General features: G+C 72.2%; 15 protein-coding genes. 4 read left to right on the forward strand and 11 right to left on the reverse strand.

The genetic code is table 11. The annotated features are described in order from the left end of the window. Positions 1-107: 107 nt before the first annotated feature. From ABZT17_RS06000 to infC, 5 genes are all read right to left on the reverse strand, one after another. Positions 108-1,244 (reverse strand): ATP-binding protein, encoded by a 1,137-nt coding sequence (locus ABZT17_RS06000; protein ID WP_356344235.1) that lies wholly within the window; start codon positions 1,242-1,244, stop codon positions 108-110. A 63-nt stretch (positions 1,245-1,307) separates the two neighbouring features. After that, positions 1,308-2,150: an RNA methyltransferase gene (locus tag ABZT17_RS06005; RefSeq protein ID WP_356344237.1), complete on the reverse strand. Its 843-nt coding sequence runs from the start codon at positions 2,148-2,150 to the stop codon at positions 1,308-1,310. A gap of 101 nt (positions 2,151-2,251) precedes the next feature. Next, positions 2,252-2,635: a 50S ribosomal protein L20 gene (rplT, locus tag ABZT17_RS06010; protein ID WP_004933571.1), complete on the reverse strand. Its 384-nt coding sequence runs from the start codon at positions 2,633-2,635 to the stop codon at positions 2,252-2,254. A 112-nt stretch (positions 2,636-2,747) separates the two neighbouring features. After that, positions 2,748-2,942: a 50S ribosomal protein L35 gene (gene rpmI, locus ABZT17_RS06015; RefSeq protein ID WP_004933563.1), complete on the reverse strand. Its 195-nt coding sequence runs from the start codon at positions 2,940-2,942 to the stop codon at positions 2,748-2,750. Positions 2,943-3,051: 109 nt separating this feature from the next. Continuing rightward, positions 3,052-3,726, reverse strand: coding sequence for a translation initiation factor IF-3 (infC, locus tag ABZT17_RS06020; RefSeq protein WP_356344458.1), 675 nt, complete (start codon positions 3,724-3,726; stop codon positions 3,052-3,054). A 377-nt stretch (positions 3,727-4,103) separates the two neighbouring features. Between infC and ABZT17_RS06025 the strand changes: the two genes are divergently transcribed. Then, positions 4,104-4,478, forward strand: a complete 375-nt coding sequence (locus tag ABZT17_RS06025) for a DUF1844 domain-containing protein (protein ID WP_356344239.1) — start codon at positions 4,104-4,106, stop codon at positions 4,476-4,478. Positions 4,479-4,507: 29 nt separating this feature from the next. Here ABZT17_RS06025 and ABZT17_RS06030 read toward each other — a convergent pair whose 3' ends face one another. Further along, a complete protein-coding gene (locus ABZT17_RS06030) occupies positions 4,508-5,239 on the reverse strand; it encodes an SseB family protein (protein ID WP_356344241.1) in 732 nt (243 codons plus the stop codon). A 161-nt stretch (positions 5,240-5,400) separates the two neighbouring features. Between ABZT17_RS06030 and ABZT17_RS06035 the strand changes: the two genes are divergently transcribed. Beyond that, complete coding sequence (locus ABZT17_RS06035) at positions 5,401-6,396, forward strand: serine hydrolase (RefSeq protein ID WP_356344243.1); 996 nt, start codon at positions 5,401-5,403, stop codon at positions 6,394-6,396. A 12-nt stretch (positions 6,397-6,408) separates the two neighbouring features. Here ABZT17_RS06035 and mycP read toward each other — a convergent pair whose 3' ends face one another. Together mycP and ABZT17_RS06045 are read right to left on the reverse strand one after the other, a co-directional pair. Beyond that, positions 6,409-7,575 carry a type VII secretion-associated serine protease mycosin gene (mycP, locus tag ABZT17_RS06040; protein WP_356344246.1) on the reverse strand — a complete coding sequence of 389 codons (1,167 nt, stop codon included), beginning with the start codon at positions 7,573-7,575 and terminating at the stop codon, positions 6,409-6,411. After that, positions 7,572-8,387, reverse strand: coding sequence for a hypothetical protein (locus ABZT17_RS06045; RefSeq protein WP_356344248.1), 816 nt, complete (start codon positions 8,385-8,387; stop codon positions 7,572-7,574). The genes mycP and ABZT17_RS06045 overlap by 4 nt, the downstream gene beginning before the upstream one ends. A 1,788-nt stretch (positions 8,388-10,175) precedes the next feature. Here ABZT17_RS06045 and ABZT17_RS06050 point away from each other — a divergent pair. Next, the gene (locus ABZT17_RS06050) at positions 10,176-11,378 is read left to right on the forward strand and encodes an amino acid deaminase/aldolase (protein WP_356344250.1); all 1,203 of its coding nucleotides are present in this window, start codon (positions 10,176-10,178) and stop codon (positions 11,376-11,378) included. Positions 11,379-11,457: 79 nt separating this feature from the next. Here ABZT17_RS06050 and ABZT17_RS06055 read toward each other — a convergent pair whose 3' ends face one another. The 3 genes from ABZT17_RS06055 to ABZT17_RS06065 are packed head-to-tail and all read right to left on the reverse strand — an operon-like array spanning position 11,458 to position 15,009. Beyond that, on the reverse strand, positions 11,458-12,249 hold the full coding sequence (locus tag ABZT17_RS06055) for a 3-oxoacyl-ACP reductase (RefSeq protein WP_356344252.1): 792 nt from the start codon (positions 12,247-12,249) through the stop codon (positions 11,458-11,460). Between the two features lie 7 nt (positions 12,250-12,256). Then, a complete protein-coding gene (locus ABZT17_RS06060; protein ID WP_356344254.1) occupies positions 12,257-13,636 on the reverse strand; it encodes an aldehyde dehydrogenase family protein in 1,380 nt (459 codons plus the stop codon). A gap of 8 nt (positions 13,637-13,644) precedes the next feature. Next, positions 13,645-15,009, reverse strand: a complete 1,365-nt coding sequence (locus ABZT17_RS06065; RefSeq protein WP_356344256.1) for a glutamine synthetase family protein — start codon at positions 15,007-15,009, stop codon at positions 13,645-13,647. Positions 15,010-15,094: 85 nt separating this feature from the next. On the opposite strand from ABZT17_RS06065, the gene ABZT17_RS06070 reads away from it, so the two are divergent. Then, a complete protein-coding gene (locus ABZT17_RS06070) occupies positions 15,095-15,829 on the forward strand; it encodes an FCD domain-containing protein (protein ID WP_356344258.1) in 735 nt (244 codons plus the stop codon). Positions 15,830-15,967: the final 138 nt, after the last annotated feature.

Below are 15,967 nucleotides of genomic sequence, written 5' to 3' on the forward strand. Positions count from 1 at the left end.
CCCGTCACCGACTCACTCACAGGGCCGTGTGCAGGACACAAAGGTGCCAAAGGCCGAGTCTAACGGGGTGGAGGTGTGCGAATGCGCCCGTGGCCGCTCTCCGGCTCTCAGGTGAGATACGCCGGGGCCGCCACGGGCAACGTAAATCGGAACTCCGCCCCGCCCTGGGAGCCTCGGCCGACCGTGATGGTGCCGCCGTGGGCCTCGACGATGCCCTTGACGATGTAGAGCCCGAGGCCGGTGCCGCCGCGCTTGCTGCCCCGCCAGAAGCGGGTGAAGACGCGGTTCATGGACTCCTCCGGGATGCCGGGCCCCTCGTCGCTCACCGTGACCGACGTGCCGGTGTCCTCGCCCTCGCGGGGGGACTCGGTGGCCGTGATGTCGATGGTGACGGTTCCCTCGCCGTGCCGCACCGCATTTTCCAGCAGGTTGCTGAGCACCTGGTCGATCTTGTCGGGGTCCGCCCACAGGGCGGGCAGCGGCTGTTCGAGCCGGAGCAGGAACCGGTCGGCGGGCTGCCCGGCGGCGACGTACGCCTGGATGTGCCGTCCCACGGCCGCGCCGATGTCCACCGGCTGGCGCCGCACCTCCAGCCGTCCGCTGTCGATCCGCGAGATGTCGAGCAGCTCGGCGATGAGCCGGGTGACCCGGTCGGCGTCGGCGTCGACGGTCTCCAGCATCAGGCGCTTCTGGTCGTCGGTGAACCGTTCCCACTTGGCCAGCAGGGTCGCGGTGAAGCCCTTGACGGAGGTCAGCGGCGAGCGCAGCTCATGGGCCACGGTGGCTATCAGCTCGGCGTGCGAGCCCTCGGTCCGCCGCCGGGCCTCGGTGTCGCGCAGGGAGACGACGACACGGCGGACGGGCCCGGTGGGCTCACCCCGGACGTACCGCGCGGACACGAGAACCTCCCGGCCGCCGGGCAGCAGGAGGTTCCGCTCGGGCTGACGCACTCGGATGGCGAGCCCTCCGTACGGGTCGGTCAGCTGCCACCAGCGCCGGCCCTCCAGGTCCTCTAATGGCAGCGCCTTCTCCAGCCGCTGTCCGAGGGCCCCTTCGGCGGGCAGGGAGGTGATGCGCTCGGCGGCGGCGTTGAAACAGATGACCTGCCCGTGCTCGTCGGCGACGACGAGACCGTCGGGCAGCTCGTCGGGGTCGATGCCCAACCCGGTGGGATCACCGTGCCGGGCCGCGGGCACACGCGGCACGTCCTGTGCTCCCCGTGGCCTGCTCGTGCCGACGCTCATCCCCGAAACCCCACCTCTCAGACGGTGCGGGTGGCCCCCTGAGCTGGTCACCCTACTAGCCCCTCAGCTGCCGGTGACGGAGCGGCACCCTCCGGAGGCGCGCTGTGCACGGGCCGACGCGTAGAGACATACGGCGGCCGCGGTGGCGAGGTTCAGGCTCTCGGCCTTCCCGTGGATCGGAACGCGCACCACGGCGTCCGCGAGCGCGCGGGTCTCCTCCGGAAGCCCCCACGCCTCGTTCCCGAACACCCATGCGGTCGGCCCGCCCATGGTCCCCTTGTCGAGCTCGTCGTCGAGGTCGTCGGTGCCCGCGCCGTCGGCGGCGAGGACCCGGATCCCCGCCTTCCTGAGCCCCTCGACCGCGTCCTCGACCGGCACCCCCACGGCGACCGGCAGATGGAACAGCGACCCGACCGACGCCCGTACCGCCTTGGGGTTGTAGAGATCGACGGACGCGTCGGTCAGTACGACGGCCTCGGCCCCGGCGGCGTCGGCGCAGCGCAGGACGGTCCCGGCGTTACCGGGGTCGCGCACATGGGCGAGGACGGCGACCAGCTTGGGCCGGGCGGCGAGGATCTCCTCGAAGGGCGTGTCGACGAACCGGCAGATCCCGACGAGCCCCTGCGGGGTGACGGTGGTCGAGATGTCGGCGATGACGTCCTCGGAGGCGAGGTGCACACGGGCGGAGACGGCCCGGGCCTCCCCCACGATGTCGGCGTAGCGCTCGGCGGCCTCGACGGTGGCGAACAGCTCCACCAGCCCATGTCCGGCGGCCTCCCGCACGGCCTGCGGCCCCTCCGCGAGAAACAGCCGCTCCTTCCCCCGGAAGTTCCGCCGGGCGAGCCGCCGGGCGGCGGACACACGGGGGGAACGGGGGGAGATCAGCTCGGGGCTGGCTGCAGGCATGGGGCTGTGGCTCGCTTTCGGAAACTACACAACTACACAACAGGACCCGCAAGCCCGAAAGCCTGCGGGTCCCTCATGTCACGTCGGCTCTGAGCCCGGCGTCAGGCCGCCTTCGGGGCGTTCACGTCGGCCGGAAGCGCCTTCTGCGCGACCTCGACCAGCGCGGCGAACGCGGTGGCGTCGTTGACGGCGAGCTCGGCCAGGATCTTGCGGTCGACCTCGACGTTCGCGGCCTTCAGACCCTGGATGAAGCGGTTGTACGTGATCCCGTTGGCGCGGGCAGCGGCGTTGATGCGCTGGATCCACAGCTGGCGGAAGTCACCCTTGCGCTTCTTGCGGTCGTTGTAGTTGTAGACCAGCGAGTGGGTGACCTGCTCCTTGGCCTTGCGGTACAGGCGCGAACGCTGACCGCGGTAGCCGGAGGCCTGCTCGAGGATCGCCCGGCGCTTCTTGTGGGCGTTGACTGCCCGCTTGACGCGTGCCACTTGTTTAACTCCTTGTAGCGGGGCCGTGGTTGGACTCACACGGCCCGGAATCGATGGGGTCCCGGTCCAGACGTACGGCGCGAGGAGATCTACTGATCACGCGCCGGGTACGTCACTTGCCGAGAAGCTTCTTGATCTTCGCGGCGTCGCCCGGGGCCATCTCGGCGTTGCCGGTGAGGCGACGCGTCACGCGGGACGACTTGTGCTCGAGCAGGTGGCGCTTGCCGGCGCGCTCACGGAGCACCTTGCCGGAGCCGGTGACCTTGAAGCGCTTGCTGGCACCGCTGTGCGACTTGTTCTTCGGCATAGCGCCGTTCTCTCCTCGTCGGTGGCGTTCCGGTGCCCGGTCGTGAAAACCGGGCACGGTGGAACGTCGCTGTTGTATCGGTTACGTCCTGGGGCTCGCGCCCCGTGGATCACGCCTCGGCGGAAGCCTCGGCAGGAGCCTCGACCGTGTCCTCGGCGACGATCTCGTCGGAGATCTCGGCGTCCGCGGCGTTCTGCGACTTGCCGGGGTTGGCCTTCGCTTCTGCCTTGCGGGCTTCCTGCGCCTGGCGGGCCTCGGCCATCGCCTCGGTCTTCTTCTTGTGCGGACCGAGAACCATGATCATGTTCCGGCCGTCCTGCTTCGGGTTCGACTCCACGAAACCGAGGTCCTGGACGTCCTCCGCGAGACGCTGCAGCAGTCGGTAGCCGAGTTCCGGCCGGGACTGCTCGCGACCACGGAACATGATCGTGATCTTGACCTTGTCGCCCTGCTTGAGGAACCGGACGACGTGACCCTTCTTGGTGTCATAGTCGTGCGGGTCGATCTTCGGCCGGAGCTTCATCTCCTTGATGACCGTGTGCGCCTGGTTCTTGCGCGCCTCACGGGCCTTCATGGCCGACTCGTACTTGAACTTCCCGTAGTCCATGAGCTTGCACACGGGCGGACGGGCGTTCGCCGCGACCTCGACCAAGTCCAGGTCGTACTCCTGCGCAAGCTCCAGTGCCTTGGCCAGCGGGACAATGCCCACCTGCTCGCCACTGGGACCGACAAGTCGCACCTCGGGAACGCGAATCCGGTCGTTGATGCGGGGCTCGGCGCTGATGGATCCTCCTCGGTTAGCACCACACGGCGGTCTGGCGGACAGCCGCGTTTGTCTCTTTTCGACAGACCTAACCGCGCCGAAGCACAAAAAATGCCCCGGACGATCACAGACGGGGCTCCAAATACACTGCCGGAGCACCGCCGCGAAGCCGCGGGGCGCGCTTTCGGGCGACTCCATCGTCCGTACGGAACGATGGTGGCCGCCTGACCGGGGTGACCCGCCGTCCCTGGGGGCGGTCGGGTGGGAGATCGGAGCCTCCACTTGTGGGCCGGGCACACGCACTTCCGCATACGGGTGTCCAGCCGGTCGTCACACAAGGTTAGCAGCACTCCGGGGGTGGTGCGAACCGGCGTGCACCGGGGCCTATCGTGTGAGGCATGAGTGACACCCCTCCCGCCGCCACCGACTCCGCCGGCTCTCCCGACTTCGACGAGATGACCCGCGACATCGCCGAGGTCCCCGCCGTCGAGGTGATCGTGACGGTCGCCGTAAACCTGATGAGCGCCGCCGCCGTGAAGCTCGGTCTGACCGAGGAGGGCGACAAGTACAAGGACCTGGACGAGGCCCGCAAGCTGGTCACGGCCCTCGCCGGTCTGCTCGACGCCTCCGCGACCGAGATCAGCTCCTTCCACGCGGCCCCGCTGCGCGACGGCCTGAAGTCGCTCCAGCTGGCCTTCCGCGAGGCGTCGATCGTCCCCGACGAGCCGGGCCAGGGCCCGGGCGAGAAGTACACGGGCCCGGTCTACGGCTAGGGCGTGGCCGGCTCCACCGGCCGGATCGATCAGCCGCGTACGTACAAGGGCTCGCCCGGAGGCGTCGTCCCGGCCGGCAGGAGTGCCAGGTCGAGGCCGCGCACCAGGCGGGCCCTCAGTGTCTCGTCGGCGGCCAGCCGCCGCGCGACCGACTGCGCCGCCTCTCCCGGAACGGCCCGCGGATCGAGTACGAGGGCCAGGGTGCCGTCGGCCTCTCCGGGCCCGAGGTGCGCGCGCAGTACGGCGGACTCGGCGGCGACCGCGGCCCGTACCGCCTCCCGGACGGCCGGATCGGCCAGCGGATCGGTCGTCGTACGGCCCTCGGCGAGCGCGAGGAGCGCCGGTCCCGCCAGCTCGAACGGCACCGGCCCGGCCAGGTCGAGCACCACCGTGTCCGCCTTCTCGTGCGCGGCGGCCTGCAGCGCCTGGTGCAGGGGTACGGCGACGGGGCGGGCCGCCGGGTCCCAGCGGGCCAGCGAGTCGGTGGAGGTGAAGGCCGGCAGGGCCGTCCGGGATCCGGCCTTCAGCGTCGGCACGGCCATGTCGCTGGTCTTCTCGCGGCGCAGCCCGTTCTCGTCCTCCTCGACCTCGCCGAGCACGGCGACCACGGGGACCAGCAGCCGGGCGCCCTTGAGGGCCGCCAGGACCGGGCCGACGGCGGTGCGGTCCTCGGCCCAGGCGGCGAGCGCGGCGCTCAGCCGGGGGTCGGCGGAGCCGTCGTCGTCGGAGAAGCCGGGGTCGGGAATGTTCTTGTTCGCCACGGTCACCGACCCTATCGGGCGGATATCGGGGGGATGCTGCTGGGCTTGTGCGGTGCCGGAAACCGGTGGTTCACCGCCTTCACGGCTTTCTCAGATTTCCCTGACACACATCTAACGTCCGTCTAACGGGGCGCACAGTCACCGCCCCGAGCATCGCGGGCATGGAGTCCTCCAGAGCCCGTCTCAGCCGCCGTGCTCGTCCGTCCAGGACGCGCCGTCTGCTCTCCACTGCCCTCGCCGTGGTCGCCGTCGTGGGCGGTACGGCCGCCGGGACGGTGTATGTGAAGGCGCGGGCGCACTCGGGTGCGGGCCCCGTATCGTCGGCGACGTCGGCCTCCTCCTCGGCCACGGCCGACGGGGAGGAATCGGTGGAACCCGTGGCACAGCCCGCCGCCGTCGACCACGACGCGCTGCTGGCCGAGGCGATGGACGCGGTGCCCGTCGCGGGGCGGGCGAAGGTCTCGGTGGCGGTGCTGGACCTGGCCTCCGGCGACAGCGCCGGCCACGGGAGCGGCTCCTTCGACACGGCGAGCATCGTCAAGGTCGACATCCTGGCGGCGCTGCTGCTGCGGGCGCAGGACGAGGGCCGGCATCTGACGGCGACGGAGACGTCGTACGCCACCACGATGATCGAGAACAGCGACAACACGGCCGCGTCGGCGCTGTGGGACGTCATCGGCGGGGCCGCGGGACTGGACGCCGCGAACAAGCGGCTCGGGCTGACGCACACGCAGGGCGGCGACGGTGCGCTGTGGGGGCTCACCCAGACCACGGCGGCCGATCAACTCACGCTGCTCAAGCAGGTGTTCGGGGACGACTCGAAGCTGAGCGCGGCCTCGCGGGCGTACGTCCAGGAGCTGATGGGGCGGATAGAGGCCGACCAGCACTGGGGTGTGTCCGCGGCGGCGGACGGCTCCCGGTGGGCCCTGAAGAACGGCTGGTTGGCGCGGAGCACCACCGGGCTGTGGGACATCAACAGCATCGGCCGGGTGACGGTCGACGGCCACGACTGTCTGGTGGCGGTGCTCTCCAAAGGCAACTCGACCCAGGCCAAGGGCATTTCGCTGGTCGAGGCGGCGGCGAAGGCGGCGGTCTCGGTCTTCGCGGGGGAAGGCGACCGCTCGTCCGCCTCCCCCTCGGCCACCGCCTCGTCGTAACGGAAACAGCCGCTAGAAACCGTCGTGGCGCGGGCGGCGGCCCCGCCACAGCACCACGGCCGCCACCAGCAGTACACCGCCGAGGCCGCCCGCGACCGGGGCCGCCCAGTCGCTGGTGCCCGCCTCGGACTTGGGGGTGTCCGGGCCGGAGCCGAAGTACTTCCGCCCGTACGCGGCCGGCTGCAGCTGCTTCGGCTCGATCCGGACCGCGGCCTTCAGGGCGGCGACCGGGTCGATCATGCCGTAGCCGCGGGAGTCGTCACGGCCGCCGACCGGGGCGTCCCGGGCGGTGTCCTCCAGGAGCTGCTTGATCTGGGCCGGGGTCAGGCCGGGGCGGACGGACTTGACGAGGGCCACCGCGCCCGACACGAACGCCGAGGCCGCGCTGGTGCCCCAGCCCTGGTAGTACCTGTGGTCGGGATCGGCGATGACGATCTTGTCGCCGGGGGCGGTGACCGTGGCGTACCAGCGGCGGGTGGAGAACGAGGCGCGGACGCCGAAGCGGTCCACGGCGGTCGCGGCGATGACGCCGGGGTAGGCGGCCGGGTAGGAGACGTGGTCGCCCTTCTCGCCGCCGTTTCCGGCGGAGGCGACGACGGTGACGTTCTTCTTCAGGGCGTACTGGATCGCCTCGTCCTCGGCGGGTTCGGGGTGGGCGGAGGCGGAGTCGTCGCCGAGCGAGAGGTTGATGACGTCGGCCCCGTGGTCGGCGGCCCAGCGGATGCCTTCGGCGAGGGCGTTGCCGCGTGTGGAGCGGGCCTTGCCGCGGGCGGCGTCCTCGTCCTCCAGGATCACGCGGACAGGCAGGATCTTGGCTTCCGGGGCGATGCCCATCACGCCGTCGGCGTCGCCGGGACCGTGGCCGTGCGCGGCGATGATGCCGGCCATGGCGGTCCCGTGCCGGGCCCAGGCCCGCTGCCCCTCCGTGGCTCCGAAGCCGATCATGTCCTTGCCCGGCAGGACGTTGCCCACGAGGTCGGGGTGGTCGGCCTCGACGCCGGTGTCCAGGACGGCGACGGTGACGCCCCTCCCCTTGGTGATCTGCCAGGCCTGCTGGGCGCGCAGGGCGTCGAGGGCCCACTGCTGGGCGCGTATGCCGTCCGCGTGCGCCGCGGTGCTGGGGACGAGCGCGAGGGACGCGGCGAGGAGGGCGCTGAGGGCGGCGGAACGGCGTCTCATGACGGCCGCTCCGAGGGCGGGGTGCTCACGTCTTTCCTCAGGGCGCGTTCGATGCGGTCGGCGAGGCCCTGGGCCTCGTTGCCGAGGCCGGCCTGGGCGGGGGGTGTGGTGGCGCCGGACTGCTCCGCCTGTTCGGCGGGTTGGGGGGTGTCGACGGTACGGCCGTCGGCCCAGCCGGAGACGGCGTAGACGACGACGGGGGCGTCGGTGAGGACGGAGAGAGTCCAGGAGGCGCGCTGTTTGGTGCCGAAGCGGGCGGCGGTCGTGTTCTTCGCGGCGAAGGGGCGGGGCATGAGGTCGGCGCGGGTGCCGAGGTTCTCGTCCTGGAAGCGTCTGGCGAGGGAGGACATGGCGGTCTGGTCCGCCTTGGTGAAGACCAGGCCGACGGTGGTGACGAAGCTCTGGGTGGCGTCGGTGTAGGTGGCCCGCACCAGGCGCTGGCAGCCCACGGGCGCGAGCGCCTTGCTCAGCAGCGGATCGAAGGCGCCCGTGCATCCGCTGTCGGGCGCGACGGCGACGCGGATCCAGGTCCGGTCGGCGCCACCGGGGCCTGCGCCCTGTCCGGCGACGGTCCTCGGGAACAGGTCGTCGACGGGCACGCTGTGCCAGAGGCCCCGCGCGGCGGCGAACGCGTTCTGCTCCCCGCCGTCCCCGTCTCCTCCGACCAGCCAACTCCCGGTCGCGGCGCCCCCGATGAGCCCCAGCCCGAGCACGAGACAGGCGGCGATCCCGGCCCCTCGCGACCGCAGGCGCGCCCCGAGCACCCGGGAGCGGGCCCGCTCGTCGTACACCTCGGGCTCCCCGAACGACACGACGGGCCTGGTGCCACCGGGCCCAGGGGCACTCCAGGACAGAGCCGGATCGGGCGCCACACCCCGCGCGTCGGGCGCCCCCACGGGCCCGGCCGGCATCCCGATCCCGCCGGGACCACCCCCCACGGCCCCCGGGCGGGTGCCGGCCGCGGGGCCGGCGGAAACCGAACGGCCCTCCGGCGCGGACACCGCCGTGCCCGCGGCGGACGGCGTGGAGCCCGTCCGCGGCAGGGGCATGGAAGTCCTCACCCCATCCGCACGACCACCGGAGCCCACCCCCGCAGGAGCGGGACCGGCGGCCGAGCCGGGCTGACCGAAGCCCGGGCGGGCACCCGGCACAGAAGCACTCGGACGCTCCCCACCTCCGGGACCAGGCCGCTCCTCCGGCACCGGGGGCACAGCCGCCCCCGGACGGTGGGTCGAACCGGGCCGGCCGGAAGCCGGGTGGGCGGCCGAGCCGGAAGCCGGGTGGGCGGCCGAGCCGGAAGCCGGGTGGGCGGCCGAGCCGGAAGCACCCGGACGCTCACCGCTCTTCTCGGCCATCCCCGGCGCGGGCCACTCCCCCGGCGGCACGGCCGGGCCCGGACGGTGGGTCGAGCCGGGCCGGGCGGAGGGCGGGGGGGTGGTCGGCATGGGAGGTGTGGGGGTGGGAGTCGGGCGGGTGCTCGGGGGTGGCGGGGTCGGGGTGCTTCGGTGTTGTGCGGGGTCGCTCGGGGGCGTCGTCGGGCGGTGGGACGGGCGCGGGGGCACGGCGGTGCCCGACGGCCGCGCCGCAGCCGCGCTGTCGGTGTGCGGCTCGCGGCGCACCGGCGGCGGTGTGTCCGGGAAACGCGCCGAGGCCTGAGGCGGAGGCGGGGTCTGCGGGGCCGGGGAGCCGGGCATGTGCGCGGGGCGGCGGGGAACGCGGGGCTGGTCGCCCGGGGCGTTGACTCCCGACCCGTTCGCGGTCGTCCCCGCACCGGGGGCGCCGTTACGTGCGCCCGCGCCCGCGCCTGTACCCGACCCGGCGGGCCCACTCGCGCCCTGCCCCGTGCCCGAACCGGCGTGTGCGTTCGCGCCCTGCTGTGTGCCCGAACCGGCGTGTGCGTTCGCGCCTTGCCGTGTGCCCGAACCGGTGTGTGCGGCGGTGTCGGCTGTTCTCGGGGGCGTGTTCGGCTCCGTGCCCGAGGCCGGCTGGGGTTCGGGGGGCGTGTCTGCGCCCGTGCGGGAACCCGCCGGAGCGGGGCGGGTTCCGAAGGCGTCGAAGGGCTTGGCGGTTCTCCAGGGGGACCATGCTCCACCCGCACCCCCCGCGGGCGCCGACGCGCCCGCACCCCGTGGCGTCGAAGCCTCCGGCGACGGCCGGTCGGTCATTGCGTTCGTTCCCTCGGCTTCGGTTCCCGGTCGGTCGGCCGATGCGGCGGCCCCGGCACCCGGCGCCCCGCTCTCCGTACCGTCTCCCACGGTCGGCGGCCGGGACGGTCGAGGCGGAAAGGAGGCGTGCTGCGCTTCCGTGCTCATGCGCCCCCCGTTTCCTCTTACCCCCAGGCCGACTACTCGTACGCGGGCCGTCGTCCCTGCGCTCAATCGATCTGCGCCGGACCGGCGTGGTCGGTCCGTCCCGGGCAGGCATACCCGCACGGACGGACCGGCATCCCGGCACGGACTTTGCGACCGCATCCGTTCCGCCGTACGTGCGCGTCACTCTACGGCTTGCCGCTGTCAGAACGGGAACCGGTCCGCGCCCCCGGGGCATCTGCCCGGAACGTCCCCCTACCCTGCGGTAATCCTGTCTGGCAGGCTTCGTTCATGACTGCGCGCGCCGCCGACCGGGCCCGTTACGACCGGGCCACCGCCCACCTCGACGCCCCTCTCGCCATCGTCGACCTGGATGCCTTCGACGCCAACGCGGACGACCTCGTCCGCCGGGCCGGCGGCAAGCCGATCCGCGTCGCCAGCAAGTCCGTGCGCTGCAGGGCGCTGCTGGAGCGGGTGCTGGCGAGGGACGGCTTCGCCGGCATCATGTCCTTCACCCTGGCCGAGTCGCTGTGGCTGGCGCGCGGTGGGTTCGAGGACGTGCTGCTCGCCTATCCCTCCGCCGACCGGGCCAGCTTCGCCGAACTGGCCTCCGATCCCAAGCTCGCCGCGGCCGTCACCGTCATGATCGACGACCCCGCCCAGCTCCGCCTCATCGACGAGTCCCGTGACGGCGGGCGTGAAGTCATCCGTGTCTGCCTGGAGTTGGACACCTCACTGAAGCTGTTCGGGGGACGGGTACGGGTCGGCGCCCGGCGCTCGCCGCTGCACTCGCCCGCCCAGGTCGCCGACCTCGCCCGTACGGTCGCCCGCCGCCCGGGCTTCAAGGTCGTCGGGATCATGGCCTACGAGGGCCATATCGCCGGTGTGGGCGACTCCGTCGCCGGACAGCCCCTCCGGTCCCGTGCCGTACGGCTGATGCAGGCCACCGCCCGCCGCGAACTCGCCGAGCGCCGCGGTGAGGTGGTGCGCGCGGTACGGGCCGTCGTGCCCGATCTGGAGTTCGTCAACGGCGGTGGCACGGGCAGTGTGCAGACCACCGCCGCCGAGGACGCCGTCACCGAGATCGGCGCGGGCTCCGGCCTGTACGTCCCTCGGCTGTTCGACAACTACACGTCCTTCAGCGGGCGTCCGGCCGCCCTCTTCGCCCAGCCCGTGGTGCGCAGGCCGGGGGTAGGGGTGGTGACCGTCCTCGGCGGCGGCTACACCGCCTCCGGCGCCCCCGGACGCGACCGGCTCCCCGTCCCCCACCTGCCCGAGGGACTCCGCTACGACCCCCAGGAGGGGCCCGGCGAGGTCCAGACCCCCCTGCTCGGCTCCCCCGCCGACGATCTGCTGCTCGGCGACAAGGTGTGGTTCCGGCACGCCAAGGCCGGAGAGCTGTGCGAGCGGTTCGAGCTGCTGCACCTCGTGGAGGGGGACGCGGTGACGGCGACCGTCCCGACCTACCGCGGCGAAGGCCACACGTTCCTCTGAGTCCTTCGCTCGAGGGCCCCGGGGTCCACGCGAGCAGTTGCCGCGCACGCGTGGACCGCACCGTTCCGCCCGATCCGGCCTACAGGGGTGTGACGTACGCGCCCGAGATCCCGCCGTCCACCAGGAAGTCGGTGGCGTTGACGAAGGAGGAGTCGTCGCTGGCCAGGAAGGCCACCGCGGCGGCGATCTCCTCGGCCTCGGCGAACCGTCCGACGGGGATGTGCACCAGGCGGCGGGCCGCCCGCTCGGGGTCCTTGGCGAACAGCTCCTGGAGGAGCGGGGTGTTGACCGGGCCCGGGCACAGGGCGTTGACCCGGATGCCCTCGCGGGCGAACTGGACGCCCAGTTCGCGGGACATGGCGAGGACGCCCCCCTTGGAGGCGGTGTAGGAGATCTGGGAGGTGGCCGCGCCCATACGGGCCACGAAGGACGCCGTGTTGATGATGGAGCCCTTGCCCTGCCGCCGCATGTAGGGGATGGCGGCCTTGCAGCACAGGTAGACGGAGGTGAGGTTGACCTCCTGGACGCGCTTCCAGGCCTCCAGGCCGGTCTCCAGGATGGAGTCGTCGTCGGGCGGCGAGATGCCCGCGTTGTTGAAGGCGATGTCGACGCTGCCGTAGGTGTCGTACGCCGTCCTGAACAGCGCCTCGACCTGCTCGGGGTCGGTGACGTCGACCTTCACGAAGATCCCGCCGACCTCGTCCGCGGCCGCCTTGCCACGGGTGTCGTCGACGTCGCCGCAGACGACGTGCGCGCCCTCCGCGGCGAGCCGGCGCGCGGTGGCGAGGCCGATGCCGCTGCCGGCTCCGGTGATGACGGCGGTGCGGCCGACGAGACGGCGGCAGATGTTTTGCTCGGTCTTGTCGCTCATGAGCGGCTCAGGCCTCCGTGCTGATGAAGACGTTCTTGGTTTCGGTGAAGGCGGTCAGGGCGTCCGGGCCGAGCTCGCGCCCGAGGCCGGACTGCTTGAAGCCGCCGAAGGGGGTCCAGTAGCGGACGCTGGAGTGGGAGTTGACGGACAGGTTGCCCGCGCGGACGGCCCGCGAGACACGCAGGGCGCGCCCCAGGTCGCGGGTCCACAGGGAGCCGGCGAGTCCGTACGGGGTGTCGTTGGCGAGGCGGATCGCGTCGGCCTCGTCGGTGAAGGGCAGGAGGACGGCGACCGGACCGAAGATCTCCTCGCGGGCCGCGTCGGAGTCGTGACGCTCCCCGGTGAGGACGGTCGGCGGGAACCAGAAGCCCGGTCCGTCGGGGGCGCCGCCCCGCAGGGCGGGTGCCTCGTCCGGCACGAACGACCGCACCCGGTCCAGCTGTTGACGGCTGATCAGCGGCCCCATCTGGGTCTTCTCGTCGGCCGGGTCGCCCACCACCACCGACGTCAGCGCGTCGGCGAGCAGCTCGCGGACCTCGTCGTACACCTGTTCCTGGACCAGGATCCGGGTGCGGGCGCAGCAGTCCTGGCCGGAGTTGTCCAGGAACGAGAAGGGGTCGACGGCGGTCTTGAGGTCGGCGTCGGCGAAGACGATGTTGGGGCTCTTGCCGCCGAGTTCGAGGGTGACCGGCTTGACCAGCCGGGCGCAGCGCTCCATGACCTCGCGGCCGGTGCGGGTGGAGCCGGTGAACACGATCTTCGCCACGTCGGAGTGGTCGACGAGGGCACGGCCGGCGATGTGGCCGTACCCGGGGACGACCTGGAACAGATGCTCCGGCAGGCCCGCCTCCAGGGCCAGTTCGGCCAGCCGCAGGGCCGTCAGCGGGGTGGTCTCGGCGGGCTTGAGGACGACCGCGTTGCCCGCGGCGAGCGCCGGGAAGGAGCCCCAGGCGGCGATGGGCATCGGGAAGTTCCAGGGGGCGATCACGCCGACCACGCCGAGCGGCTCCTGGAAGGTGACGTCCCAGCCGCCGGGTACCGGGATCTGCTTGCCGAGGAGGCGCTCGGCGCCGCCGGCCGCGTACAGCAGCAGGTCGCGGGCGTTGCCCGCCTCCCAGCGGGCGTTGCCCAGGACATGGCCCGCCTCGCGGACCTCCAGCCGGGCCAGTTCCTCGGTGTGCGCGTCGACGACGTCGGCGAAGCGGCGCAGCATCCGGGCCCGGTCGGCGGGGGCGGCGGCCGCCCAGGACCGCTGGGCGACGGCCGCGCGGGCGACGGCGCCGTCCACCTCGGCCGCGTCGGCGGCGGGGACGGTGGCGACGACCTCCTCGGTGGCCGGGTTCAGTACGACGAGTTCGTGCTCGGCGAGTTGGTGCTCGGCAGACAAGAAGGGCCTCACAGGCGTTCGAAGGAGCGGCGCAGCTCCCAGTCGGTGATCGCGGCGTCGAAGGCGTCCAGTTCGACGCGTGCCATGTTGCGGTAGTGCGCGACGACCTCGTCGCCGAAGGCGGCCTTGGCGATCGGGCTGTTCTCCCAGAGCTCGGCGGCCTCGCGCAGGGTGGTGGGGACGTGCTCGAACTCCGCCGCGTAGGCGTTGCCCGCGCAGGGCTCGGGCAGTTCCAGCTTCTGCTCGATGCCGTGCAGCCCGGCCGCGATCAGCGCGGCGACGGCGAGGTGCGGGTTGACGTCACCGCCGGGCAGGCGGTTCTCGAAGCGCATCGAGCGGCCGTGGCCGACGACCCGCAGCGCGCAGGTGCGGTTGTCGTACCCCCAGGCGACGGCGGTCGGGGCGAAGGATCCCGGCTGGAAGCGTTTGTAGGAGTTGATGTTGGGGGCGTAGAGCAGCGAGAAGTCCCGCAGGGCCGCCAGCTGTCCGGCGAGGAAGTGCCGCATGACGTCCGACATGCCGCCCTCCCCGTCCCCGGGCATGGCGTTGTTGCCGGCCGCGTCCGCGAGGGAGAGATGGATGTGGCAGGAGTTGCCCTCGCGCTCGTTGTACTTGGCCATGAAGGTGATCGACACGCCTTCCTGGGCGGCGATCTCCTTGGTGCCGGTCTTGTAGATGGCGTGCTGGTCGCAGGTGACGAGGGCGTCGTCGTAGCGGAAGGCGATCTCGTGCTGGCCGGGGTTGCACTCGCCCTTGGCGGACTCGACGGTGAGCCCGGCGCCCGCCATTTCGTTGCGGATACGGCGGAGCAGGGGCTCGATGCGCCCGGTCCCCAGCACCGAGTAGTCGATGTTGTACTGGTTCGCCGGCGTCAGCCCTCGGTAGTTGGCGTCCCAGGCCTGTTCATAGGTGTCCTTGAAGACGATGAACTCCAGCTCGGTGCCGACCTTGGCGGTGAAGCCGTGTTCGGCGAGACGGTCGAGCTGGCGGCGCAGGATCTGGCGGGGGGCGGCGACCACGGGTGAGCCGTCGTTCCAGGCGAGGTCCGCGATGAGCATGGCCGTACCGGCGTTCCAGGGGACCCGCCGGAGGGTGCTGAGGTCCGGGTGCATGGCGAAGTCGCCGTAGCCGCGGTCCCAGGAGGACATGGCGTACCCGTCCACCGTGTTCATCTCGGTGTCCACGGCGAGGAGGTAGTTGCAGCCCTCGGTGCCGTGGTGGAGGACCTCGTCGAGGAAGAAGCGCGCGGCGAACCGCTTGCCCTGGAGGCGCCCTTGCATGTCGGGGAAGGCCAGGACGACAGTGTCGATCTCACCGCTCGCGACCAGGGCGTGCAGCTCCTCGACGGAGAGCGGGGGTGTGCGGTCTGCCACGGGAAAGCCTCCTTCGGCTTCTACGGTCAGCCGGAAGCCATAAGGTATTCGGGAGAACCTTTGCTTGGGAAGGGGGTGCGGCGGGATGTCGCTCGATCAGGACGGCAGTCTCGACGACCGGCTGACGCCGGTGCTGCGGCCGGTGCGGGCGGGCAACGGCTTCGAGGAGGCGCTGGAGCAGATCCTCCAGGTCGTACGACTGGGCCTGGTACCGGGCGGCGAGCGGCTGCCGGCCGAGCGGGAACTGGCCGAGCGGCTGGGGATCAGCCGGGTGACGTTGCGCGAGGTCCTCAAGGTACTCCAGGACCAGGGCCTGGTGGAGTCCCGTCGCGGGCGCTACGGCGGGACGTTCGTCCTGCCGCGCACGGACGCGGGCGGCGAGGACGAGCTGCGCCGCCGGATCACCGAGGTCGACATCGAGGACGTGCTGCGCTTCCGGGAGGTGCTGGAGGTGGGGGCGGCGGGTCTGTGCGCGACGCACGGGCTGACCGACGACCAGGCGGACCGGCTGCGCGAGGCGCTGGCCCGCACCCATGACGCGCCGCTCGCCGACTACCGCCGCCTGGACACCCTGCTGCACCTGACCCTGGCGGAGCTCTGCGGCTCACCCACGCTCACCGCCCAGTACGCGGCGGTACGGGCCTCGGTGAACGACCTGCTCGACTGCATCCCCCTCCTCGTCCGCAACCTCGAACACTCCCAGCGCCAGCACATCGCCCTGGTCGAGGCGGTCCTCGACGGGGACGCGGACGGCGCACGGGAAATGATGCGGGAGCACTGCTCGGGGACGGCGGCACTCCTGCGGGGGTTTCTGGCGTGACCGGGGGCGGCGGCCCCGGCGCGCGAGGGTACCCGGTGCGTCGGGACGCGGCCCCGGCGTGCGAGGCGTCACTGCGCCGCGCCTTGCCCCGCAGGGCACTCCTGAGAAAAGGTATGATTTCAGTCCATTAAAGTTCGG

This window comes from Streptomyces sp. NPDC005648 (genome assembly GCF_040605395.1).
Classification (GTDB): domain Bacteria; phylum Actinomycetota; class Actinomycetes; order Streptomycetales; family Streptomycetaceae; genus Streptomyces.